Below are 24,218 nucleotides of genomic sequence, written 5' to 3'. Positions count from 1 at the left end.
TTACTTAATAAAAATTATTCCCGTTTTACAAATTAAATTTTCTTAGTTTTTTGGTTAACATATCATAGGTAAATAATAAACATGTCAGAAGTAATTAAAGATGAAAACAACGCTCTAGTTCAAAAAGAAAATAGAGAAAAATCAAGTAGGGTTATTAACAAAAATAGTAGCTTAATTGATAGCAATGGATATGATGAAGCTGAGTTTTTTGATACAAATAAAAACACCGAGAATATAATAGACTTAAACGATCTAAAAAACAAAACAGTAGAGGAGCTACTAGAATTAGCAGAAAAGGAAAAAATCTTCTATAATGGTAGTGTGTTGAAGCAAGATATAATATTTAACCTTATAAAAAAGGCTGCTGATGAAGGAAAAACTGTTTTAGGTAGTGGTGTCGTGGAAATCTTACCCGGTGGTTTTGGCTTTTTACGCTCAGCAAAGGCTCATTATGCTGCAAGTACCGATGATATTTACGTTTCTAATAAGCAAATAAGTAAATTCAATTTACGCACAGGGGATGTAGTAAGTGGCAAAATAAAGCCTCCTGGAAACAAAGAGCGTTATTTTACAATGTTTGATAACGCACCAGAAGTTAATTCTATTAAAGTGAAGGATACGAAAAGATGTGCACATTTTGATGATTTAGTACCTATATATCCAGATGAAAAAATAATACTTGAGTGTAAAAATAGCAGTGATAGAAGAAGTGTTGGCGTTCGTGCTGTAGATATAGTATCTCCTTTAGGTAAGGGACAAAGGGCATTAATAGTCGCTCCACCTCGTACTGGTAAGACTGTATTACTACAGCAAATGGCTCGTTCTATTTCAACAAACCATCCAGAAATAGAGCTGATGGTTTTACTAATAGGGGAAAGGCCAGAAGAAGTTACGGATATGGTACGTTCTGTTAAGGGTGAAGTAATAAGTTCTACATTCGATGAGCCTGCTTATAGGCATGTTCAATTGGCTGAAATAGTAATAGAAAAAGCAAAAAGAAGAGTTGAGCATGGAAAAGATGTAGTTATTCTTCTTGATTCAATAACTCGCTTTGCACGTGCATATAATGCTGTTGTTCCATCTTCAGGAAAAGTTTTGACTGGAGGGGTAGATTCAAATGCATTGCAAAGGCCAAAGCGTTTCTTTGGCGCTGCACGTAATATAGAAAGTGGCGGATCATTAACTATAATAGCAACAGCTTTAATAGAAACAGGTTCAAAAATGGATGAAGTAATTTTTGAAGAATTTAAGGGAACAGGTAACGCTGAAATAGTACTTGATCGTAGACTTGCAGATAAACGTATATTTCCAGCGATTGACATAACAAAATCTGGAACAAGGAAGGAAGAACTTTTAGTTGAGCAAAATGTGCTTGCTAGAACTTGGATATTACGTAGGGTGCTTGCCCCTATGGGCTCTGTAGATGCAATGGAATTTTTACATAATAAACTTATGATGACCAAGGACAATGCTAGCTTTATTGACTCAATGGATGGAATTGATAAAATAAAGTAGAATTAAGTAATAGATAGATATTTATACTCTCAAATAAAAGCTTTTTTGAAACTTTTTAAATACCATTCTCAATATAGTTACGTTGATGCAGCTAATTAATTTAATCACTGTCTTTTTATAGCACTCTAAACTTAGTTGCACTGCTTTAATCTGTTTTAGACTCTTGATCTTTATTTCATTATATAACTAACCCGGATAAGCTTTTCTAAATTTAAAAAAAATCAACAGCAGAAGGCCAAAAATTTGTTTACTTACTTAGAGCATGTCTTGAAAGGAATTAAGTAGCCAATCTAGAATTGGATAATATATTAAAAGAGATATTAATTTTTGAAGCAAAAGAGAATGTTCTTACTCATACGTCTAAATTGGAAGGCCAATCTCAACGTTTAGTAATAACTCAAACTAGGCAGTGTCCCTAAACTAATGAAAAATAGCTACTAGAGTTAAATAAACATTAGAATAGTTTTACAATATCTTGTTCTCTGAATTGTTTCATTTTATTGAATCTACAATATTTCTTTCTTTGTAAAATCGCATTCATATAGATGTTTTCTATTTTTTCTGTTCGGTATAACTGCAATGATTCCTAAATTTTTAAGTATTTCTCTAAACTGTCATATCCTGAATCTGCAATTAAATATTCACATATTTCACTATCAATTAATTAAACTTAATTTCATGTCTGTTGCCACTGGAGACTTCAATTTTTAATCAAATGCATCAACTTTTACATGAATTTTAGTAGTCACATCACCTCTACTTCTACCAATTCTATGAACTTCTTTTCCTCCTTTCCCACCACTACTATTCTGATGAACCCTTGCTATAGTGGCATCTATCATATTCCATTCGTAATCTCCATCTTTTTTTAAAAACTTCTAGAATCTTTTCAAAATGGCCTTTTTAGCCCAATTATAATACCGATTATAAACACTTTTCCAATTGCCATATGAATATGGTAAGTCTCTCCATGTGTGCTTAAAATCCAAATTCTAAAAATAATCTGTTATTCTTACCATGTCTACCTCTTGGTTTTGGCAATAAAATTGCTAACTTTTTCCACATCTCTTCTATAATCACAAATCTATTCATTTTTTCTTTTAGCTTAATTGCTTTTCTTCTTTTATTCAACTTTAGGGACACTGCCTAGTATAAATGCCTTGTATAAACAATGTGCTATAAAGAAGGCAAATGTTGTATCAAATTAGACATTAATTATTCCCCAGCTTCTTCCCAGAAAATTGAGCTGCGCTAAAAATTCAGTTGACATAGTTTGTTGCTGAGATAAAATAACTTCCTTTTGAATTATTTGACTCCTAATTTGAGTGAATATCACTCCAGAAGCTTTTTATTTTTTTGAAGAAACCCTCACATTGTGGGCTAGAATTATTATTACATTCATGCTCAAATTTTGCCAGTAGCTCTTTTTGCTTGTCTGTCAAATTTACTGGTGTCTCTACAGTCACTTGAATATACATATCCCCAGTTCTATTAGTTGAATTTATATAAGGCATGCCCTTTTCTTTAAGACGAAGTTTATCCCCTGTTTGGGCCCCAGCAGGCACTTTTACTTTTGCATATGTTCCGTTAATTGTTGGAACTTCGATCTCTCCACCAAGAGTTGCAAGAGTCATTCTCACAGGAACTTTACAGTATATATCAGCACCTTTTCTTGTAAAGAACTTGTTAGGGGCTATACTAATATAAACATATAAATCACCATTTCCTCCTCCCCTAACACCAGCTTCACCTTTGCCATTTACTCTAATGCTATAACCAGCTTCCACACCTTTTGGTATTGTCACTGAAATATTAACTTCTTCTCTCGTCCGCCCATGTCCACCACATTTTTTACATTTGTTTTGGATTAATTCGCCTTCACCATTACATACATGGCAAGTTTTTTCAATTGTAAAAAAGCCCTGTTGAGACCTCACCCGACCAACACCACCACATGTATTGCATTGCACTGGTTTTGTTGCTCCTTCACTGCCGCTACCGTTACAACTTTTGCATTTAACGTTTGTTGGATAGTGTATAGGTTTGTTAATTCCTCTAAAGGCTTCTTCTAATGTTATTTCAAGATCATAACGCAAATCTGAGCCGCGAACACCGCTTGTGCGTGCTCTTGCACCACGCTTTCCCTGCCCGACACCGAAACTGCCACCAAATATATCATTGAAAATGTCAGTAAAATCAGCTGCTGAGCTAAACCCTTGATTAAAGCCAAATCCTCCATTTCCTCCACCACTAAATGCATCGTGACCGTATTGATCATAATCTGCTCTTTTTTCTTTCTTAGATAAAACCTCATACGCTTGGCTTATCTCTTTAAACTTTTCTTCTGCAGTTTTATCATCTGGATTTCTATCAGGATGATATTTCATAGCCATCTTACGATATGCCTTCTTTATTTCATCTTCTGAAGCACTCCTGCTAACACCTAATAACTCATAATAGTCTTTTTTACTCATCTTAAACCTGTATGTGCACAATAACTAAAAGTTATACACTAATTCTAAAATTTCAAGTAGCTCAAGTTCCTCATTGATTATAGACTTAAAGCCTTTTTATAGTGTTTTTGTTTGGTGGCTAAAAATATCAATATTTTCCCATCCAAAAAGATCTAGTTCAACACGAGTTTTAAGAAACTCAAAACAACCAAATGCAAGTTTTTCTCTACTTTCACGTCTTAACATTTCGTCCAATTTATCTTTTATCCTATGAAGATACAACACATCATTGGCAGCATAATTTAATTGATCTTCTGTTAATTCATCTTTTCCCCAGTCAGAAGATTGCTGTTGTTTATTCAGCCTGATACCGAGTAATTCATTACATAGTTCTTTGAGCCCATGATTATCCGTATATGTGCGCACTAAACGCGAGGCAATCTTAGTGCAATAACATGGAAAAGACCAAACTTTTAAATAATACCTAAGTATTGCTATGTCAAAACGTGCAAAGTGAAATATTTTTACTATATTTTGATCTTCTAGTAATCTCTTTAAATTAGGAGCGCTATAGTCATCCTTAAACTTTACTAAATGTACATTGCCTTTCTTGTCACAAAGTTGCACAACACATAGCCTATCTCGATGATTGATCAGTCCCATAGCTTCCGTGTCAATAGCTACAGATTCTTTAAAAAGAACATCACCTGGTAAATCATCATTGTATACTGATATTCTCGTCATTCATTTTTAAGTAATATTAACTAACATTGTATAATTAAACTGTATCAAAGTAAAGATACTAAAACTTAAAAATATTCTTTCAATGCAAACCACCATAACTATTCTTTAACAAAACCTTGATTATTTATACCATCTACACTTTCTGTTTTCGGAATGTCAATAGATGATGAAGGCGACACCTCGTTACTTTTTATATTTTTATCTTTCTTTAATTTGTTTTTCACTTTTTCAAGTTTACTTCCTATTTTTTCACCCGCCTCACTCACCCCTTGCCTGAGGCTTTTTAAACCTGATTTTAATGAAAATTTCTTCTTTGGCTTACCAGCACTATCTACTGATTCTTTTGATCCCGAAAAGCTTCTACTGCTTGATCTGCTAACCGATTGCTTTTGAGCACTTTTCTCTTTTGATTCTGTAGTTGCAATATCACTAATAGAAGTTCTATCACTTCCTATATCATTACTAGTTGATGAGCTAGGTGAAACTGGATTAACATTCTGAAGATTAGTTTCATCTTCTTTGTTTTGAGATTGAGGTATATTAGAAATTTCTTTACTAGTAGTAACGTTCTGATCAGTAGGTCCATCTACTTGTATATCTTGATCCACATTATTTTGATATCCCTGCTTAACCTTTTGTTCTTTGTGTATAAGCTGATCATTGACTAATATATCTTTTATAGGGAATTTTTTATTCAATAAACGCAATATCCCTTTTCCTTTGGCATCAATATAGTAAGATGATTTCTCTTGTAATAGCTTTAACTCAAAGTGTTTATACGCATCTTGTCCTGTAACAGGAGATAACCCTTGATCATTAGCTGGAAAAACCTTTTGAGCAAATGTAAGTACTTTTCCTAAGAGTCCAGTAAATATTTCATTTACATCTAAAAAAATTAAAAAATCATCATTGGCTTTTAAGTCTTTAAAGTATTGAGTAACTGGTTTTTGCTTATTTTCCTGCCATCCACTATAGACGTTTAATGTGCTACAATTTACCTCAATAAACACATCATCTTTTTGCACGCTTTGAAATTTAAAAGTAAATTGATAAGAATCCCCCTTCTTACCTTTATCATTGGTTGTTTTAATCTTATTTACCCTAAAATCTACTGGCTTATATTTATCACCATCATCTATAATACTATTCTTTGTATTTTGTATTGTTTCTTCTTTATCAGCGTCTATCTTCCTCAATTTTTTAATTGAGTAACTTTCAGGAAAAGTAACTGCTATAATACTTTCATCTCGACCAAAATGTTTTATAGTTGTCTGTTGATCAGTAAGATTATAGTAGTTATCAGTTTTACTTGTGTCCCCTTTAACCATTGTGTTTTCTATTCTTTTTGCTGCATCTCTAACTTCTTCTGCTGATGTTGTTTTATTATTTAGTTGTCCTGGACAGGAAGCACTACGTTTTAATAATGGCTGTCTTTCTTCTATCTTCTCCACTTCTTCATCAGAATTATCTAAACTGAGACTAGAATCAGAACGCTCTATCTTCTTACGTTCTTTCTTTCCTTTTATAAGAAGCACAGTAGCTACTAAACAAAGCAGAAATATACCTATTGTACAAACTAGTTCTAAATATATTTCCTCTACTTTTTTCTTTTTATTAACTAAGTCCACAATTAACTTAGCTAGTAGTATTGTAGAAAATAAACCAGTAGTAACATTAACTCCTATTAAAGCCCCTTTTCCTTGCATAATTGTTATTTTAATAATCACTTTTATAGTGTAACAGATAATATTATTTTGTATAATATCTTTAATATATTAATCAAATTAAAATTAGACTTACTGGTAGTTACACAAAAAAGTTGTTATTAAGTATAATCTTTTGTCGTTAAGTTTATGCTCACAATTATACTGTCTCTTACAAACATCCTGTCCTTAGCTGGGCTCATTTTAATCTATCTTATAAAGAACAAAATGCTGAATATTGAGAAAGTAAAAAATGCCCATCTTGAAGGCAAGATAATACTGATGACAAAAATAGAAGAAGAACTACTCGAATTAAAACAGAAATTACTAAACAAAGAAGAGGAAATATCTAAGCTCATTATCATAAAGACGGAATTAGAAGTAACTTTAAATAAAGAGCGTAGTGAAAAAGAAAGGGAAATAGAATTGCTTAAAAAAGCAGAAGAAAGGCTGACAAACTCTTTTAAAGCGTTATCATCTGAAGCTCTGCAAATAAATAATAATACTTTTTTAAGCCTAGCAAAGGAAGTAATCGATAGTAGATTAAAAGAAACAGAAAATGATTTAGATAAAAGGCAAGCAAAAATTAATGATATAGTTATTCCTATAAAGGAAAAGCTAGAAAAATTTGATAGCGAAATCAAAGAGTTGGAAAAAGTAAGAGCTGGGGCTTATGAGGGATTGAAGGAACAAGTATCAGCTTTGATGCAACAGACATCAAATTTAGCCAATGCTCTTAAAAAACCGCATGTTAGAGGCAGGTGGGGAGAAATGCAATTAAAAAGAGTAGTAGAAATGGCAGGTATGGTTGAATATTGTGATTTTTTAACTCAGCATTCAGTTGCTGGTAAAGATGATAATTTATTACGTCCTGACCTAATAATAAACATGCCATCTGGCAGGAAAATAATAGTGGATGCTAAAGTGCCGCTGGATTTTTACCTCGATGCAGTAAAACAGAATGAGTTTGAAGCGCAAAAAAATAAGTTAAAAGATCACGCTCAATCAGTAAAGAAGCACTTATTTGATCTAAGTAAAAAAGAATATTGGAACCAGTTTGAGAACACTCCAGAGTTTGTTGTCCTGTTTTTAACAGGAGAAGGAGTCTTTAGCGCTGCTTTAGAATATGAACCATCACTGATAGAGATGGGAGTTGAGAAAAAAGTTCTAATTGCAACACCAATTACGCTTATTGCTCTGCTTAGAGCTGTAGCTTATGGTTGGAAGCAAGAGGTTATTGCTGAGAATGCAAAAAAGATTAGTGAACTGGGCCATACACTATATGAACGTTTATGTACCATGAGCGAAAATTTTGATCATTTGCGCAAAAGTTTAAAAAGCACTGTTGATAATTATAATAAAACTGTAGGTTCACTCGAAGGACGAGTCTTTCCTGCTGCTCGTGAATTTAACAAACTTGGAATATCTTATAAAGAAAAAAGCATCAAATCAGCAGAAGAGTTGGATAACCTACCACGTAACCTCTATTCTTCTGAATTACAAAAGGAAAATATTTGATTTTTTTAGCCTCATATGCTATATTAAGTACATAATCATATGGTGAAAACATGTCTGAGTTTGATCATGCAATGCAGGGACAGAATATAGCAGCTTTGCAATCAATGCGTCATCATCAGGACGCATCTAGTGAAGGTCCAGGAAGTGGCTTTGGGTTTGATAGTAGTTTTGCATGGTTTTTAAAAAGTGGGCTTTACGATTATTCTGCAGCTATAACAGGAAATGTTGATAATGTAATGCAATCATTCCTTAACTCCATATTTCCAGAGCAGTGGTTATCAATTTTTAGTCAGGGAAATCCTAATATAACTCTTCTTGGTTTTCCGGTGCTAATAAAACCTTTAGAACAAAGTGGTGATGAAGGATTTGATGCAGAAGATACAGCTAGTCAAATGCAATGGTCAGACGGTGAATCTGGTTATGGTTCTGATGATGATGCACGTAGTTTTATGAATGACTATCCAAATGTTAATCATAATATTATTGACACTTTGGGAGGAGATGTAAACGATTTTAGTCATATGCAGTATAGTCCAATGCAGGATTATGATCATGCACCAATTATGCCACAGCAAGAGGAAGATAAAGGGTATAGCATAAGTTAATCAAGATTTAAGAATATATAGATTAACATGATTATATAGGTATAAAAATAAGGCTCATGATTAAAAAGTCAGTTAAAAACAATAAAAGAAAGTAGATAATTACCAATATAAGCAAAAATTAGGGTTCAAAATAACTAAAACAGCACTTGTTATAAGTGCACATAAATGTTTATTCAATCTATTTTAACTCTTAAAATCAAAGTCTTCTGTTAGATTTGCAAAGTAAGTTTCATTATTATTTTCATCATAAAAAGATATCCTGTATTCATCTAAGTCAAGTATAGCAAAACCAAAGCCATGTAAGGTCCTTATCTCTTGAGCTTTTGCACCTTCAAGATCAACTCCATATAAAATAGGTTTTTGATTTTGTGAGTAGAGCAAGGAACCACCATTCCCAACCATAACCTGTGTTGGTTTTTCCTTCATGAAGATAATTTGCGCAATGTGAACATGACCTGAAATAATTGCTGAAATATTTGCAGAAAATCTATTACCAAACGCTTTCACTTGTGCTATGTTGCCATCATGATAAAAAATTGCACTTTTTTTTGCATGACTCCACAAGGGTCTGTGAGTTAAAAACCATGCAGGCTTAAAGTTATTATTCTGAAGTAGAAAATCAAATTGTTCATTGAAAGTTTTTATTTGCTCTTCGTTATAATCGCTATCTTTACCGTAGGAAGAATCAAAAACATCAAGTTGTATTGGTCCAGCATCAAACATCCAACTAGGAATATAGTCTGGACACTTTGCCGATGAAAAATCATTGGGATCAAAATACCTAAACCATCCTTCATAAGCTCTTGAGCATCCTTCATGATTACCACGTACAAATAAAAATGGAGAAAGTGCTGAGATATCCTTAGCTGGATCAAACCAGTCACTATACCATGCACCACTACCATAGTTATATGCTTGGTTACATTTTAGACCACTTTTACAGGTTTTCTCTCGGTAATGATAGTCACCCACATGGACGACTAAATCAGGATTATGAGCCGAGATAGAATTTAAAATTAAGGTAAGTGGCCATTCTTTTATGGAATCACATGCTTGCTTAACTAAATTAGTCACTCTACATCCTGTATCACCAATAAATGCAATTTTCTTTATTTGTGCTGAAAGAGTAGGCACTTGATGATCATCAATTATGATCTCTTCTGTATCTCTGGGTAAAGACAATTCGCAAACTTTCTCAGTAAATTTCTTTTCCACAGGTGGTGCACGTTCATTCATAGGTATTTCTTCACCATCAACGCATGCCATAGGGCAATCTGCATCATTAACAATAGCGCGTATGCTTATCATGTTACCCAGTATAACCTGAGACCATGAATAAATAACTTTTGCTTCTAGATAAAAAGGTAGAAGAAAAACAAACAATATAAAAAAATAATTGATTAATTTACCCATTTTATATTTTAAACAAAAATTAAAAAACTCATGAAGTTATATATTTTATATCTTAAGTAAAATTAATCAAGTAAGGTTTATTTTGTAGCATTAAGTAATAGTTACAAAATACCCAAAATCTGAAAAATAAATTATTCTACAGCTTTTTGATTGTCATTTTAATAATATTTTTAATATGTTAAGATTGATTATAGTTAAAAAATACTATATAATAGTACTATTTTTAATAAATAGATATTAGATATGTTATCCCCACAAACACAAAAACTCTTTGACGCTATAGATGTTGTTGATCCTATAGAAAATACAGGAATAAAAGAACCTACGAAGATTTTTAAAGAAGCGTTGGAAGAAGGAGATGACGTTAATGCTCAAGATGACGATCCCTTTGATTAACATCATAAATCTATTTTCAATCTCTCACATCTTCACTATATGGTTTTTACTCCCCTTTTTCCTAATATACCTTTTTATCACACAACCTTACTTGGAGCAATCTATCATGTGTGAGCTATAGACCCTCAACTTGCAAAAAAATGCATTATCACTTTATATGTCCTCGCTGCCTAAGTTACCATACATGCTGCTTTTCACAAAAAACAAAAGTGTTAATAGAAGCTGCTATTTGCTTTCTCCATATTCCCCGGATTTGAACCATATTTTTGGAATACGATCAAAAGCTGGCTCAAAACTTTTTATTGGTCAACAGAGATTCAATTTAGGAAATACTGTAGTACTAATATACAATTTCTGACGATATTATTCATATTTAGTAAGAATTTAATCTTGAGTATTAATATTATTATCTAAAATAAGAACAATTCCACTTTTGATGTATTTAATAAATTAGAATGAGTAAGGAGGGTAGTATAGCTTCTTAGATGATAAAGTGAAGATTTCTACTCCATTATCTGTAACACCAATTGAATGTTCAAATTGAGCAGAAAGCGAAAGATCACGTGTTGTTACTGTCCATCCATCATGTTTGCTTAATATGGTATTGTGCTTTCCAGCATTAATCATGGGTTCAATAGTAAAGAACATGCCTTCAGACAATATCATGCGTTCGTCCTTATCATAATAATGCAATACACTAGGAGGAGCATGAAAAACTTTTCCTAAACCATGACCACAATAATTGCGCACAATAGAGTAACCATACTTATTGATATGTTTCTCTATAGCCAAGCCAATTTCATTGAGATTGATACCAGGTTTGACTTGTTCTATTGCTGCCATTAAAGCTCCATAGGTTGCATCACAAAGACGTTTTGCTTTAATTGATGGCTCACCAACCCAAAACATGCGGCTTGTATCCCCATGCCATCCATCTAATATCACGGTAACGTCAATATTTAAAATATCTCCGTCCTTAAGAGGAATATCATCTGGGATACCGTGGCAAACAACAGAATTTTTTGAAGTACAAATCGATTTTGGATAGCCCTTATAACCTAAAGGAGCAGATACTGCTCCAGATTTTATAATAAAATTATGGCATAAATCATTAAGTTCATTAGTTGTTGTATTTGGTTTTACATACTCAGTAATAAAATCAAGTACTTCAGCAGCAAGCTGACCTGCTTTTCGCATATATTCAAAGTCTTTTTGCGAATGAATAGTAACACCTTTCATGAAACTTCGAGTTAATTTAATAAACTAAATGTTATACTATTCAGTTAACATTAACCATAATTTTATTATAGTAAAATTTGATTTCTCAATCTCTTATACTTTCAACTTAAGATGTTTTAAAAAATTAAGCTTTAGTTTAAAATGTAATAAGAGATATATTACAATTGCAACTATAGAGCAAGCAATTGTCAGGAGTAAATTTGGAACAATACTACTGTTATTCTTATTAAAGTACCCAATAATAGACATACCAATCGAACCAAAGGTCATTTGCATAAATGTCAGCAATGCTGAACCTAATCCGTATTCTTGAATTTCACTTAACGCAGATGTTGCATTATTACTCATTACAAGTGCAAGACCGATATTACTTACTATCCAAAAAGACATCATAATTATAACAGTTAGATTAATTTGATAATATAAAAAAAACAAAGATAAGTCAGATATCAAAGGTAATAGTAAGCCTATAAGCAGCATATTTTTTATTCCAACTTTTTCAACACATTTTCTATTGATAGCACTACCTACTACGTATGAAGTAACTATGATAGCAATAAAATATCCATATCCCTTAGTTGATATATTCATTGATTTAATAAGTATGAAAGGTAAATTGCCTACGTAGGCCCAAACCCACATAAAAGTTAAAGAATTAATTATTATAAAACCAAGGAATCTATAATATTTAAAAATTTCTATATATCGTTTTAGTATATTACATAAAAGATCTGTTTCGCATCTTAGCTTATTAATAGGTTCTTTAAATTTTAAGTAAAGTAATAAAAAAATTAAAATTGATAACACTGATATAATTATAAAAAGGAAACGCCAACTATATCCGTATGATACTATATTACTACCAATTATCGGTGCAACTGCTGGTGAAAGAGCTACAATCATATTTAACTTTGATATAACCCGAGAGCACTCATATCCGGAGTACATATCCTTTATCGCTGCGTAACCAACAACACCTGCAACTCCAGCACCAAACCCCTGTATAAAACGTATTAATATCAAATATATTATACTCTGTGCTAAAGAACATATAACGCTAGCTAGGGCGAATATAGCCATACCAACTAACATTACCTTACGTCTACCATAATAATCTGATAGTGGCCCATAGATTAGTCCTGATATAGCAAATCCAACAAGATACAGACTAATGGTAAGTTGCACAGTGCTATCTTGAGCTTTAAAATATTCAGCTATTTTAGGTAAAGCTGAAACATATATGTCAATAGATGTATCAACAATTGTTATAGATAAAATAACCAAAATAGAAATAATATTTTTTGTATTATACATATAAATATTGCTTTACCAAAATCTCAGCTATTTGCACTGCATTTAAAGCCGCACCTTTTCTTAAGTTATCGGCAACTATCCACATATTTAGTCCGTATTTAACAGTTTTATCTGCACGCATGCGAGATACATAAACTGCATCCTCTCCCGGTACTTCACATTGAGTCATATATCCTTTATCTTCACGTCTATCATAAATTAGCACTCCTTCTGTGCTACTTAGTATTTCATAAGCTTGCTCTTCTGATATAGGCTGATTAAACTCAACATTCACTGACTCAGCATGACCGGTAAAAACAGGCACTCTGACACAAGTTGCACTTACTTCTATTTCATCGCCAAGTATTTTTTTTGTCTCTGTTGCCATTTTCCACTCCTCCTTTGTTGATCCATCTTCCATAAAGATATCTATGTGAGGAATGCAATTAAATGCTATCTGCTTGGTAAATTCTTGAGATTCAGCAGTTTCATTGATAAACATCTTTTTTGTCTGGTTATATAGCTCATCCATTGCTGCTTTACCTGCACCTGAAGTTGCTTGATATGTTGAAACAACAACTCTTTTTATTTGTGCTACTTTATGCAAAGGGCTGAGTACTAGTAGCATTTGTATTGTTGAACAATTTGGATTAGCAATAATGTTGCGTTTTTTGTACAATACAATCTCTTCTGGGTTGATTTCTGGTATAATTAAAGGCACATCCGGGTTCATCCTAAAAAAAGACGTGTTGTCTATGACTATACATCCAGCCTCTGCAGCAATAGGTGCATATTTTTCTGAAATTCTTGCTCCTGCAGAAAATATCGCAATATCAGTGCCTTTAAAGGCATAATCTTCAAGACACTTTGCCTCTATTACTTCATCTCCAAAACTTAACTTTTTTCCTGCTGATTCCTTTGATGCTAAAGCAACAATTTCACTTATTGCAATTTTACTTTCAAATAAAACTGTAAGAATAACACGTCCAACATTTCCAGTTGCACCAACAACAGCAATTTTATATTTTTTTTGCATAGATCTTAATTACTTAATCAATTATATAGTAGCATATGACTATAGTGCCGTCACTAGTTATCACTCAGCTCTTTTATTATCTCTTCCATTTTATCAGGAGTGAGATTTTCATAATAGTCGTTATTTATTTGAACTACAGGTGCAGCAGTGCAAGCACCTAAACATTCTACTTCTTTAAGTGTGAATAAATTATCTTCAGTTGTCTCACCAACATCAATTTCCAAAACTCTCTTGCATGTATTTAAAATATCACCACTACCACAAAGCCAGCATGGAGTAGTCCTACATACCTGTATTAGGTATTTACCAACTGGAGATAAATTATACATAGTATAAAAGTTTGCTACTTCATACACCTGAATATGGGGAATTTTTAGAAAATCAGCTATATACGTCATTGCTGACTGTGGTATCCAGCCACCACACTGATCTTGCGCAAGATATAATAAAGACATCACAGCACTTGCTTGCTTACATTCAGGATACATTTTTATTGTATTTTCTGCTTTTTTTAAATTTTGAGAGTTAAATTTAAAATCGGGCTGCTCTTTTCTCAATGCTCTATTTTCTGTCATCTATCTACTTCACCAAAAACTATATCTAAAGAGCCTATAATTGCAACAACATCAGCTAACATATGTCCTCGTGCCATAAAATCCAAGGCTTGCAGATGTGCAAACCCAGGTGCTCTAATTCTACATCTATATGGCTTATTTGTTCCATCAGAAACTATATATACGCCAAATTCACCTTTTGGTGCCTCAACAGCAGCATATGTTTCTCCTTGTGGTACATGATATCCTTCTGAGTATAACTTAAAATGATGAATCATAGCTTCCATTGACTTTTTCATCTCAGCTCGTGGTGGTGGAGAAATCTTGCGGTCATCAGATTTTACAGGGCCTTTAGGTAATTTTTCTATACATTGTTTAACTAACTTCACTGACTGTCTTATCTCCTCCAATCTAACTAAATATCTATCGTAGCAATCACCATTACCTCCCACTGGTACATCAAAATCGAGCTGATCATATATTTCATATGGTTGACTCTTGCGTAGATCCCAAGGCAAGCCAGAGGCACGTAGCACCGGACCGCTAAATCCTAAGTTCAAAGCTTGTTCTACTGAAACTACTCCTATGTCAACTGTACGTTGTTTCCAGATTCTATTTTCAGTTAAAACATCATCAACATCATCTATATATTTTGGAAACTCCTCAATAAATTTCATCACATCATCAACTAAGTCATCAGGAATATCAGCAGCAACCCCACCTGGACGTATGTAGGCCGCATGAAACCTAGCTCCTGATGCTCTTTCATAAAAATTCAATATTTTTTCTCTTTCTTCAAACAACCAAAGAAGTGGTGTCATAGCTCCTACATCTAATGCTTGTGAAGAGATACTTAGCAGATGGTTTAATATTCTAGTCAGTTCACAAAAAAGAACTCGCAAATATTGAGCCCGCAAAGGAACTTCACAGTTGAGCAGTTTCTCAACACACAAAGAATAAGCATGCTCTTGTGACATTGGTGATACGTAGTCTAAACGATCAAAATACGGCAATGCTTGTAGGTAGGTTTTATATTCTATTAGCTTTTCTGTACCACGATGCAGCAGCCCAATATGAGGGTCAGCTCTTTCTATAACCTCGCCATCCATCTCAAGCACTAAGCGCAAAACACCATGTGCTGCTGGATGTTGAGGACCAAAATTTAAAGTCATGGACTTAATATCTGGCATGCATAAGTACAATAGTTAGATATTAAATCGTATATGGAAGATCTGTTATGTCAACTTGTACTTGAATTTTTGCATTGAATTTGAAAGTTTAAGAGCCTATCTTGAAAGGAGTTAAAATTTAGTAAGCATAGAAGTAATCATATAAAAAAAGATATTGTTTTTTGAAGTAAGGCTATTTCGCCTAAAATTGGAGTTTCAACAATCCAACGTTTAGAAATCACCTGGAACTCTGTATCAAGCATTTTTTTGGTAATTGTTATCCTGTTAACTTGTAATTTACCTGTACATCCTTTCTGTAACTTTTTCTTTAGCCTGAAATAAAGAGGTGTAATTTTAACAGCAATTACAAGATTTATTTTCTTGCCAGCATTATATCCTCCTTCCATGGTTTTTGGTAGCTTATTTGTTGCATTGTTCTAGTGTTATGCTTCCTTCTATTGCCCCTTGTGCAACTCCAAAATTTCCCATTCCTTGTCAATTATATCACTTGGATACAATTTTACCTCCTATCTTTTATTTATCTCATCATATTCTTTTCCTCATTCCTTTTTAAGATAGGTTCTTAGAATAAGAAGAATAATAAACTCAATTAGTATAATTACTATTAATGGTGTATTATAGCTTTCAGTCGTTACAAAGCTTAGTGTGTTTTCTGGATTGCATTAGCCTCTACATTAGGGCTAAGTAATGTTTCTCCAGTATTTTGCAAAGACTTATTTGATGTCTCGCACATATCATTATTTTTTCCAATTGGTGGTATTATTTTAATTTCAATATCTTGCAAAAATCTATTCCATACTCCATATAAATTATCTTTTATTCTAGGCCATACAACATTTTTAAACGTTTCTCCTTCATCAGAAAACGTATTACCTATAAGTTTCCCTATTTCCTCATAGTTTGTTTCAAAATATTGAACAATTTCGTCTACTTCTCCGATAGTTTCATTTGCTAGATTTACTGCATTATTAGTGTTTTTATATTTATTAGCACCTACTCCTAGCTGAATCCAATTTTTAGCGACATTAAGCTTTTTCTTTCCAAAATTTATCCAACCATCATCTTTATCTTTTTGCAGATTATTTATAAAGTTGGTTATAAGCTCATTTATCAAAGAAGAAAGTAAATCCTGGCAAAATTGTTTTACATTATCTTTTATTGCTACAGTAGGATTTTTTGTACATCTGTCAGCTAAACAATATTCTAATTCTACTGTCTCCAGCAATATTTTGATCTCATTAAAATTTCCTCCCTTTAATAATTCAATCAGCTTGTCTTCTATTATCGAAAATTTTATTTTTTCATTGGAAAATAATCTTGCTTTATAGGCGTTCTCTGTTTCTTCATTTATAGTTAATTCTTCTTGCTCCAATTTCAATTGTTTTAGTAATTCTAGAAATTTTTCACTGTTTTTTAAATGCATTTCTATCATTTGCTTTTTTAATCTATTTTGTATGTTTACTTCATAATTAACAGTTTTGCATTGATTAATTAACTTACTAATTGAGGCAATAGATATATTATTATCTGAGTCTAATAATCTGATTTTGTTACTTTGAATATTGGTATTAATTACACTAATTTTTTCCTTATAGAGCTCAACTAATGCATCCATATCTTTCTTGATTGCACTGACTTTTTCCTTTATTTTCTCCTCTTGTATTTCATCATTTATCTCGTACCTTATTTTATTGAACTTTTCTATGTTCTCTTCTATTTTTTTACAAATGTTTTCATTGTTTTTTCCTTGAGATAGTGACCTCAATTCTGAGTGTAAACTTTTTAGAGGCTCATCTATTAGCTCTCTTACCAAAGCGTAATTTGTTTTTATGCTATCATGCTCATTTTTTAAGTTCTCATATTGTTTTTCTATTTCTCCTTTTAGCAACTCTAATGATGCATTTTTAAATAATTCTGGTTCGACAATTTTTTTTGAATTGAAAAACTCTATATCATCTTCTGAAAGAAGCTCTAAACCATTTTCTTTTTGCTGCTCATATAAATTTTGCAGTTTATGTTTTGCAACTACTTTGATAACCTCATTTATTAAATTATTTATTTCTTCATCAGTTGCTTGTTTATTATATTTTACTATTAGCTCATGTAATTCTCTATGGTTATTGACCAGGCTTTGATCTATTTTATCATCTATATGTTTCGTTAAACTTTTAACTTCATTCCAAGGTATGCGCTTTAATGAATTTACAGCTTTATCTAATTGCGATCTTCTAAAATTTTGATAAAGAGTATTTTCATCAGTATCAGGTTCAAATAGATCTTTTAATTTCTGTTTTAAGTCATCATCTTGTGCATTTTCTCTTTTTAAGACTTCATGCATTTCTTTCAACTTATTTTCTACCTTAGTGTATCTTTCTTGTCCCCTTTGCTTTAGCTCTTTAATCCTTTCTTCAGCTTTAGATATAGCACTATCTATTTTCTGAGGAAAATACTCCCTATAAATATCAATGTTTGTTTTTTTTATTAGCCTCCCTTCTCCTGACAATGTTTCATGCTTTGAATATAGACGATCTTCATATTCTAATTTTAATATTTGATAAATTTTGTCATCTACATCATTTGCGTTTATTTTTTTTCCCTTTAGTTTACTTAATTCTTTTATTATGAATTCTTTTTCAGTTGGCAATTTTTCACCTTGATCTTTTAACTCTTGCCTTATAAGTACTTCTTTTAGCTTATCCTCTGATATAAACCCTTCTTTCCTTCTTTCCTTTCCAACTTTGGTTGCCTGTATAAACGCAATCTTATAAGCATCTTCTATTAAATAACTTATTATTTTGGGATCTATATTATCCACTACCTTAAGCCTAAATTCGTTTAACAACTCTTTTAATTTGTTATATGTAATATCTTTCTTTTCTAAAGCTATAAGCTTATCTATAGTTACAGCTAGTTCCTTTAAGGAAGTCCCAAGTAATTTTTTGATCTCACTACGCAATGGTATAAGTCTATCTTTTAAGGTAATGTTGGCTGATAACTTAAGCATTGTATCACCCTTTTTATCAGATGTAATTTCAGCCCAGCTATTATCTTTAGTTAAATCACGAATCAATCTACGAAATTGCTCGGGGAACTTAATTTTTATATCAAACTTGATGTTTGAAGTGTCTATTTCTTTGTCATGAATAGATACTATGACATTTTGATTCTCATATCCGTTTTCTTTACTAATCTTCAAAACCGTAATTAAGTCTTTTGACAATTTTTTATTCAAAGCGTAAAAAATGGTTAGAGCCACTGTTGCTGGGATTAGCAAAGCCGTCAGTATAACTATGTTAATACAAACAACTGCAAGAGTAAGAATATTATAAACTAGTTTTTTTGCCTGGTTTGTATTTTTCTCTTTTAGCGTAGGATCTTTTTGGTTCTTTTTTGTAGCTTGTTTGTATGATACAATTCCTAGCGCAATAAGAGCTATATAAGGAAACATTAAAACTGACAGAGCTAAATTTAACCTTTGCTTTTCTGCACTAGAATAATTAATTTGTTTATATATTTTACTCGCTACGTTGTACCAAGAAATGACAAAATCAGAGCTGTAATCTTTATAATTGAATAAACTTAGGGGGATATCTAGTTTAGCAACTAGGTTAATATTATTATTGTTTTCTTCTACCATAGCATTTATCTCCCCTAACATTAAATTATTTTACTAATTATTTAATAAATTGTCAATTGTTACAGTTCATTTTTAATAAAAGATGAGTTTTAAAACTAAGAAATCTAAAATCAGATTATACCTATTAGTAAATAAATATAATATGCATGTTATACTTTAGTTGAATTTTTGTCTCTTACTGTTTTATTAGCTAAAAGAAAGTAAGTTGTTTAAGTGAGAGTATAGCAGTATAAATGACTGCAATCAAAATAACAATTTTTGTGTATGAAATTAGAGAATGCGTTTAAGCTAAAAACTAAAAAGAAACAGGAGCAATTAAATAGGCAAAAAGGTAATTTTGCATCTATCAAAACCCTAGATAGTGATTTTATACCCTATACTTGTCATTATGATGATTCAACTATACTAACAAAGAATGGAAACTTACTACAGGTAATAAAAATTGAGGATTATAGTGCTGATATAACACGAGGAAGTAAGGATTTAAGATCTGAGATTAGAAACACTATTAGTAGAAATGTTGCTACTTCTGAGTTTGCTATTTGGATACATACTGCACGAAAGTATAATAATTTTGATTTAAGTTGGGAAAATACAGGTGATTTTTCTGATGAGTTGCATAATTCATGGCATAAATCAGATAAAAGTGTGCAAAAATACGCCAATACATTGTATATTGTTATATTAATAGATTCTTTAAATGAAAACTTAAATGGTATAGCTAATGTATTGTTATTTAATTATGTAAAAAACAAACATAAGCTATACCTACAGAATAAATTTAGGAAACTGCAAAAAGTAGTAAGTTTAATTCTTGTGGATTTAGAGCCTTTTCAAGCTAAAAAGTTACAGATCATCTTTTGTCAAGATCATAAGATGCGTTCAGAAATTTTGGAATTTTTTAACTTCATTATTACGCTATCTTACAATAAATACTATATATCTGAACAAGATTTATTTGAAAGTATAAAAGATGTAAAAATAGCTTTCGGGTGTAATTCATTTCAGGTAACAAGTAATAATCAAAAAAAGTTTGGCTCTATCGTAAGCATTAAGGAATACATGGAAGTTCCTCTAAATAACTTAGACCTATGCTTACAGCTTAATTGTGAATTCATTATATCAGAAATGATAAGGTTTGTAAAATACAAAGAAGCAATAACAACATTCCAAGAGAAATATGACATATTGAAAATTAGTGAGGACGAAGAGTTAAGAAGGGCTTCAGGGCTTGAAGAAATAATTGAAAACAATTCACTTTCCATGGCGTTTTGTAAACATAAAATCAACTTTACAATTATTGCAGATAGTACGCAAGAATTGAACAAAAATGTATCTAGCACAGTGTCTACTTTATCTTCAATTGGGCTGATGACAATACGAAATGATCTACATCTAGAAGATAACTTTTGGCTACGGCTTCCTGGAAATTTTGTATTTTTTACACAGCAGAATAGTATACCTGTTAAATATTCATGTGGCTTTAGCTTTGTACATAGTTTTGTGTCCGGTACAATGAAGGGAGGACGTTGGAAAGAGGCAATAACAACGTTTTTGTCAAGTAAAGGTAATATTTACTTTTTTAATTTTCATAGCATTAAAAACAGTGGACATACAATAGCCTTAGGGCTACCAAACTCAGGTAGAACATTGCTTATTAATTTCTTACTATCAGAATCAAGACACTTAAATACAAGAACAATATTATTTGATAATAGTGGCAAGTCAATTATATTTGTGAAGGCAATGAATGGTAAATATTACACTATAAATCTTAAAGATGGTTTGCAATTTAACCCATTAAAAATAGATAGTAACGTAAATAACCATGATATGTTATGTGAATTATTTAAGAGAATGGTAGGAACTACAAGAGAAGGTCCTATAGATACCGCAGTAAAGAAGATAGTTGATTATGTATTTAGTATACCGGTTGAATATAGATCAATCTCTAAAATCTCTAAGATTCTTGAACAATTAGGTGGCAGCATAAAAAAATGGTATGGAGATGGGGAATTTGCAAATATATTTGCTGACTACAATTCAGAAAGTTTTGATTGGAAGGAGAAAATATTAGGAATTAATATAGGAAAATTAACAAAAGAATGCATGCATGTTGTATTGTATTACTTTTTACACCGTCTTGAGATGGAGTTTGATGGTTCACCAACAATATTATTGTTAGATGAAGCTTGGAAAATTAGCAGTATTTTTAGAACGGAAGAAGAATTTGATAATTGGATGAATAGAATGACAGAGCTAAATGTAGTTGTAATATTTAGTACTGAAAATTTATCAGAAGCTTTGGTTAGTCCTTTTTCACATTATGTTGAAAAGCATATTGATACAAAAATTTTAATGCCTAATCCTTATGCAAGTAAATTTTATAAAGAAATATTTTCTTTATCTAACGAGGAGTTTAATATGCTGTTGCAAATACCAGCCTATAATAGGCATTTCTTGCTAAAACAGAGAGATAGATCAGTAATCCTTACACTTAATCTTAGTCAAATGCGGGAAGTTCATGTATTGTCTGCAAATAACAAAACTGTAGGGTTTATGTATGATGCAATTCAAAATAAGGGAGATGAGGCTAATAAGTGGCTACCGGAATTTTATGAAAAATGTCAAATTTAAGATTATTAAATTACTTTGTATATTTATTGTTCTTATAACTCCATTTGATGTATATGCTTCATTTTGGGATGATATTGGGGCTTTCTTCAGGGGTGATCTGTTCAAAATAAGGACAGAAACACCTAGTAGTATGAAGACTAGTGATGGCTTTTTTAATCCCAAAATAAGAGTCTGCCGTGGTAATTATACTTATTGTGATGACATGGCTGATGGTGATTGCGAAGGAGTAGGAATGACATATGCAAGAGCATATGTAGATTGGGAAGCAGAAGAACCCAAAATATGTGCTTGTCAGGTTTTTACATGTTATGATGCTTTAGCAAAAGGTTTAATATCAGCAACTAGCCTTTTTGTAGGAGGGATTGCAGTTTTAGCTACTTTAGATAAGGATTACAGCAAAGAATGTACTGCAGATCCGCAATGCATACCGATACCACTAGCACCTGGACCTCCTCCATTTTGTGATCAGTTTAAGGCATCACCTGAAATTAAGATAGTTCCTGTAGCAGCCAGTAATCAATCTTTTTTTCAACCTAAGATCAGAGTTATTATTGGATCTCAAGCGCAAAATCTAGATGTGAGCACAGATGGCAGAGAACATAGTTATACAATTGAATATGGTGGGGAAAGATATATTTTTAAAACTTACAAAGAAAAAGATCAACTTTGTGCAGATTTTTATAGTAATAGCTCAAATATCGCACTTGATGGTCAATGTTTTCCAATGCCTAAAATAGGCAAGCCTGAGTTAATACCACTAGATGAAGAAGGTAATGAAATAAAGTTAGATGTAACTGAAAATCCAAAACTTATTAACTTAGATAAAGTTAAAGTAAAAGTACCAGGTTATAATCATAATCCTATTACACTTGCTTATGGTCAAGAATATAATATTAATGGTTTAAGATTAAGTCTAGGAAAACCAAAAGTTAGTGATGATAGAAGTTTGATAATTGATGCAAACAATGATAATGGTAAGGTTACATGTCTTTTTTCATTACCATCATGGGGTTCCGATGGATATGTGCTCAGAAGAAAGGAAAATAGAAGAATATTTAAGTATTTAAAATCATCGGGAAAGCAGTTTAATGATTATCGAATTGTTCCTATTGGTGATAAAGATCAATATGTACCATGTGGTAGAAACCCAAAAGATTTAAATATCATGGGGCAAGATGAGTTAGATAGTATTAAACGGTTTGGTGGCAGTTACTATTCTATTGGCAGTAATAACCCTATATGTAGTGATGGAAGCATATGTTGTGGAAGCTGTATCTGTTATGATGATGGAAAATTAAAAACAATAGGCAAAGGAGAAAGATGTACAGATGGTAAAGTGTGTAATACTAATTATAAGGTTGTATATAAATACGAAGATGTTGCACATAAGAGTGAGTTTTTCAATAATGATCCGTCGAACCCAGAGTATTCAACAAAATATATTAATGAAAATACCGGAGAACCTTTTTTTCTTACAAAAGAAGAACTTAATGATAAGGAGGGTGAATTTTTCAGACCTAAAGATCCGTATGTTGATGGTTTATGTATAGATAATTTTGAGCGTATTTCTTATATTGACCCTAAAGAAGATTTTAGTTCTGATTTTAAGGAAGATCCAAATCTTAAAAAAGATCCTAGTTTAGAAGATCAATATCACTATTTTGATGCAAAAAAAAAGCAGTGTCAGTTTGTAACAATGGAAGCTTGGGGAGGAGGAGGAGCTGGTTTTATTGACGAAAAAAATCCAGCTAAATCAATTTCAGGAGCTGCCGGAGATTATACAAAAGCAACAATAAAAGTAAGCGATGAGCAGCCGATATTTAAAATTAAAGTTGGCAGTGGTGGTAAGCTGGAACAAAATAATGGTAATGCCAGCGAAGTATACATGTGTGATAAAGATAAAAAAAATTGCAGTAAATTAATCATAGCAGGTGGGGGAGGTAATAGTGTGAGCAAACAAAATGCGGCGATAACTGATGAAAATTTGGTATACACTAGGTTCATAGGGAGAATAAAAGGTACAAATGAGTCAGATAAAATAGCATTACCATATAAAAATGGGGAAGAGAAAGACGAAATTCCATATATTAAGAATGTTTTTAAAGAATCGTTAACCTGTAGCAACTCAATAAAGAGTAATAAGGTTAAAGAAATCGCAAATGACAATAAAATACCAGGTTCAGGTGGGTGTATAAATGTTGATAAGTTATCATATCAAGAAGGTGCAAATGGCAAAGTTATTATTACTTGTGAACAATGGAATTAGTTAGTTGGCATACTAAAAA

The 24,218-nt window shown here is 32.0% G+C and carries 20 protein-coding genes; 6 read left to right on the top strand and 14 right to left on the bottom strand.

Going from position 1 to position 24,218, the window contains the following annotated elements:
* Positions 1-81 precede the first annotated feature (81 nt).
* Positions 82-1,515 carry a transcription termination factor Rho gene (rho, locus tag AACL19_RS05265; protein WP_339045455.1) on the top strand — a complete coding sequence of 478 codons (1,434 nt, stop codon included), beginning with the start codon at positions 82-84 and terminating at the stop codon, positions 1,513-1,515.
* A 707-nt stretch (positions 1,516-2,222) separates the two neighbouring features.
* On the opposite strand, the gene AACL19_RS05260 is transcribed toward rho, so the two are convergent.
* The 6 genes from AACL19_RS05260 to AACL19_RS05240 form a co-directional block, all read right to left on the bottom strand.
* Positions 2,223-2,357, bottom strand: a complete 135-nt coding sequence (locus tag AACL19_RS05260) for a hypothetical protein (RefSeq protein ID WP_339045454.1) — start codon at positions 2,355-2,357, stop codon at positions 2,223-2,225.
* Between the two features lie 36 nt (positions 2,358-2,393).
* Positions 2,394-2,504, bottom strand: a complete 111-nt coding sequence (locus tag AACL19_RS07120) for a hypothetical protein (RefSeq protein ID WP_410519850.1) — start codon at positions 2,502-2,504, stop codon at positions 2,394-2,396.
* A complete protein-coding gene (locus AACL19_RS05255; RefSeq protein WP_339045453.1) occupies positions 2,494-2,646 on the bottom strand; it encodes a hypothetical protein in 153 nt (50 codons plus the stop codon). The genes AACL19_RS07120 and AACL19_RS05255 overlap by 11 nt, the downstream gene beginning before the upstream one ends.
* 185 nt (positions 2,647-2,831) lie before the next feature.
* On the bottom strand, positions 2,832-3,989 hold the full coding sequence (gene dnaJ, locus AACL19_RS05250) for a molecular chaperone DnaJ (protein WP_339045452.1): 1,158 nt from the start codon (positions 3,987-3,989) through the stop codon (positions 2,832-2,834).
* 96 nt (positions 3,990-4,085) lie between these two features.
* Positions 4,086-4,712 (bottom strand): ribonuclease D, encoded by a 627-nt coding sequence (locus AACL19_RS05245; RefSeq protein WP_339045451.1) that lies wholly within the window; start codon positions 4,710-4,712, stop codon positions 4,086-4,088.
* A gap of 98 nt (positions 4,713-4,810) precedes the next feature.
* Positions 4,811-6,418 (bottom strand): hypothetical protein, encoded by a 1,608-nt coding sequence (locus AACL19_RS05240; RefSeq protein ID WP_339045450.1) that lies wholly within the window; start codon positions 6,416-6,418, stop codon positions 4,811-4,813.
* A gap of 225 nt (positions 6,419-6,643) precedes the next feature.
* Between AACL19_RS05240 and rmuC the strand changes: the two genes are divergently transcribed.
* Together rmuC and AACL19_RS05230 are read left to right on the top strand one after the other, a co-directional pair.
* Positions 6,644-7,933 (top strand): DNA recombination protein RmuC, encoded by a 1,290-nt coding sequence (rmuC, locus tag AACL19_RS05235; RefSeq protein WP_410519849.1) that lies wholly within the window; start codon positions 6,644-6,646, stop codon positions 7,931-7,933.
* 50 nt (positions 7,934-7,983) lie between these two features.
* Positions 7,984-8,538, top strand: coding sequence for a hypothetical protein (locus tag AACL19_RS05230; RefSeq protein ID WP_339045448.1), 555 nt, complete (start codon positions 7,984-7,986; stop codon positions 8,536-8,538).
* A gap of 183 nt (positions 8,539-8,721) precedes the next feature.
* On the opposite strand, the gene AACL19_RS05225 is transcribed toward AACL19_RS05230, so the two are convergent.
* Positions 8,722-9,846, bottom strand: coding sequence for a metallophosphoesterase (locus tag AACL19_RS05225; protein ID WP_339045447.1), 1,125 nt, complete (start codon positions 9,844-9,846; stop codon positions 8,722-8,724).
* Between the two features lie 348 nt (positions 9,847-10,194).
* Between AACL19_RS05225 and AACL19_RS05220 the strand changes: the two genes are divergently transcribed.
* The gene (locus AACL19_RS05220; RefSeq protein ID WP_339045446.1) at positions 10,195-10,347 is read left to right on the top strand and encodes a hypothetical protein; all 153 of its coding nucleotides are present in this window, start codon (positions 10,195-10,197) and stop codon (positions 10,345-10,347) included.
* 450 nt (positions 10,348-10,797) lie between these two features.
* On the opposite strand, the gene map is transcribed toward AACL19_RS05220, so the two are convergent.
* From map to AACL19_RS05185, 7 genes are all read right to left on the bottom strand, one after another.
* Positions 10,798-11,586: a type I methionyl aminopeptidase gene (map, locus tag AACL19_RS05215; protein ID WP_339045445.1), complete on the bottom strand. Its 789-nt coding sequence runs from the start codon at positions 11,584-11,586 to the stop codon at positions 10,798-10,800.
* A 93-nt stretch (positions 11,587-11,679) separates the two neighbouring features.
* Positions 11,680-12,900, bottom strand: coding sequence for a multidrug effflux MFS transporter (locus AACL19_RS05210; protein WP_339045444.1), 1,221 nt, complete (start codon positions 12,898-12,900; stop codon positions 11,680-11,682).
* Positions 12,893-13,915, bottom strand: a complete 1,023-nt coding sequence (locus AACL19_RS05205) for an aspartate-semialdehyde dehydrogenase (RefSeq protein ID WP_339045443.1) — start codon at positions 13,913-13,915, stop codon at positions 12,893-12,895. The genes AACL19_RS05210 and AACL19_RS05205 overlap by 8 nt, the downstream gene beginning before the upstream one ends.
* 53 nt (positions 13,916-13,968) lie before the next feature.
* Positions 13,969-14,490, bottom strand: coding sequence for an NADH-quinone oxidoreductase subunit NuoE (gene nuoE / locus AACL19_RS05200; RefSeq protein WP_410519848.1), 522 nt, complete (start codon positions 14,488-14,490; stop codon positions 13,969-13,971).
* Positions 14,487-15,659 carry an NADH-quinone oxidoreductase subunit D gene (locus AACL19_RS05195; protein WP_339045442.1) on the bottom strand — a complete coding sequence of 391 codons (1,173 nt, stop codon included), beginning with the start codon at positions 15,657-15,659 and terminating at the stop codon, positions 14,487-14,489. The genes nuoE and AACL19_RS05195 overlap by 4 nt, the downstream gene beginning before the upstream one ends.
* Positions 15,660-15,796: 137 nt before the next feature.
* Entirely contained in the window at positions 15,797-16,045 is a 249-nt protein-coding gene (locus AACL19_RS05190; protein ID WP_339045441.1) for a hypothetical protein, read from the bottom strand.
* 254 nt (positions 16,046-16,299) lie between these two features.
* A complete protein-coding gene (locus AACL19_RS05185) occupies positions 16,300-19,317 on the bottom strand; it encodes a hypothetical protein (protein ID WP_339045440.1) in 3,018 nt (1,005 codons plus the stop codon).
* A gap of 243 nt (positions 19,318-19,560) precedes the next feature.
* Between AACL19_RS05185 and AACL19_RS05180 the strand changes: the two genes are divergently transcribed.
* The gene (locus tag AACL19_RS05180) at positions 19,561-21,933 is read left to right on the top strand and encodes a type VI secretion protein (protein WP_339045439.1); all 2,373 of its coding nucleotides are present in this window, start codon (positions 19,561-19,563) and stop codon (positions 21,931-21,933) included.
* Positions 21,914-24,199, top strand: a complete 2,286-nt coding sequence (locus AACL19_RS05175) for a glycine-rich domain-containing protein (protein ID WP_339045438.1) — start codon at positions 21,914-21,916, stop codon at positions 24,197-24,199. Before AACL19_RS05180 ends, AACL19_RS05175 begins: the two co-directional genes overlap by 20 nt.
* Positions 24,200-24,218: the final 19 nt, after the last annotated feature.

The organism is Candidatus Mesenet endosymbiont of Agriotes lineatus, from assembly GCF_964019585.1.
Classification (GTDB): domain Bacteria; phylum Pseudomonadota; class Alphaproteobacteria; order Rickettsiales; family Anaplasmataceae; genus Mesenet.
The sequence above is the reverse complement of the archived record's forward strand: the minus strand, read 5'-3'. Positions and strand labels throughout refer to the sequence as shown.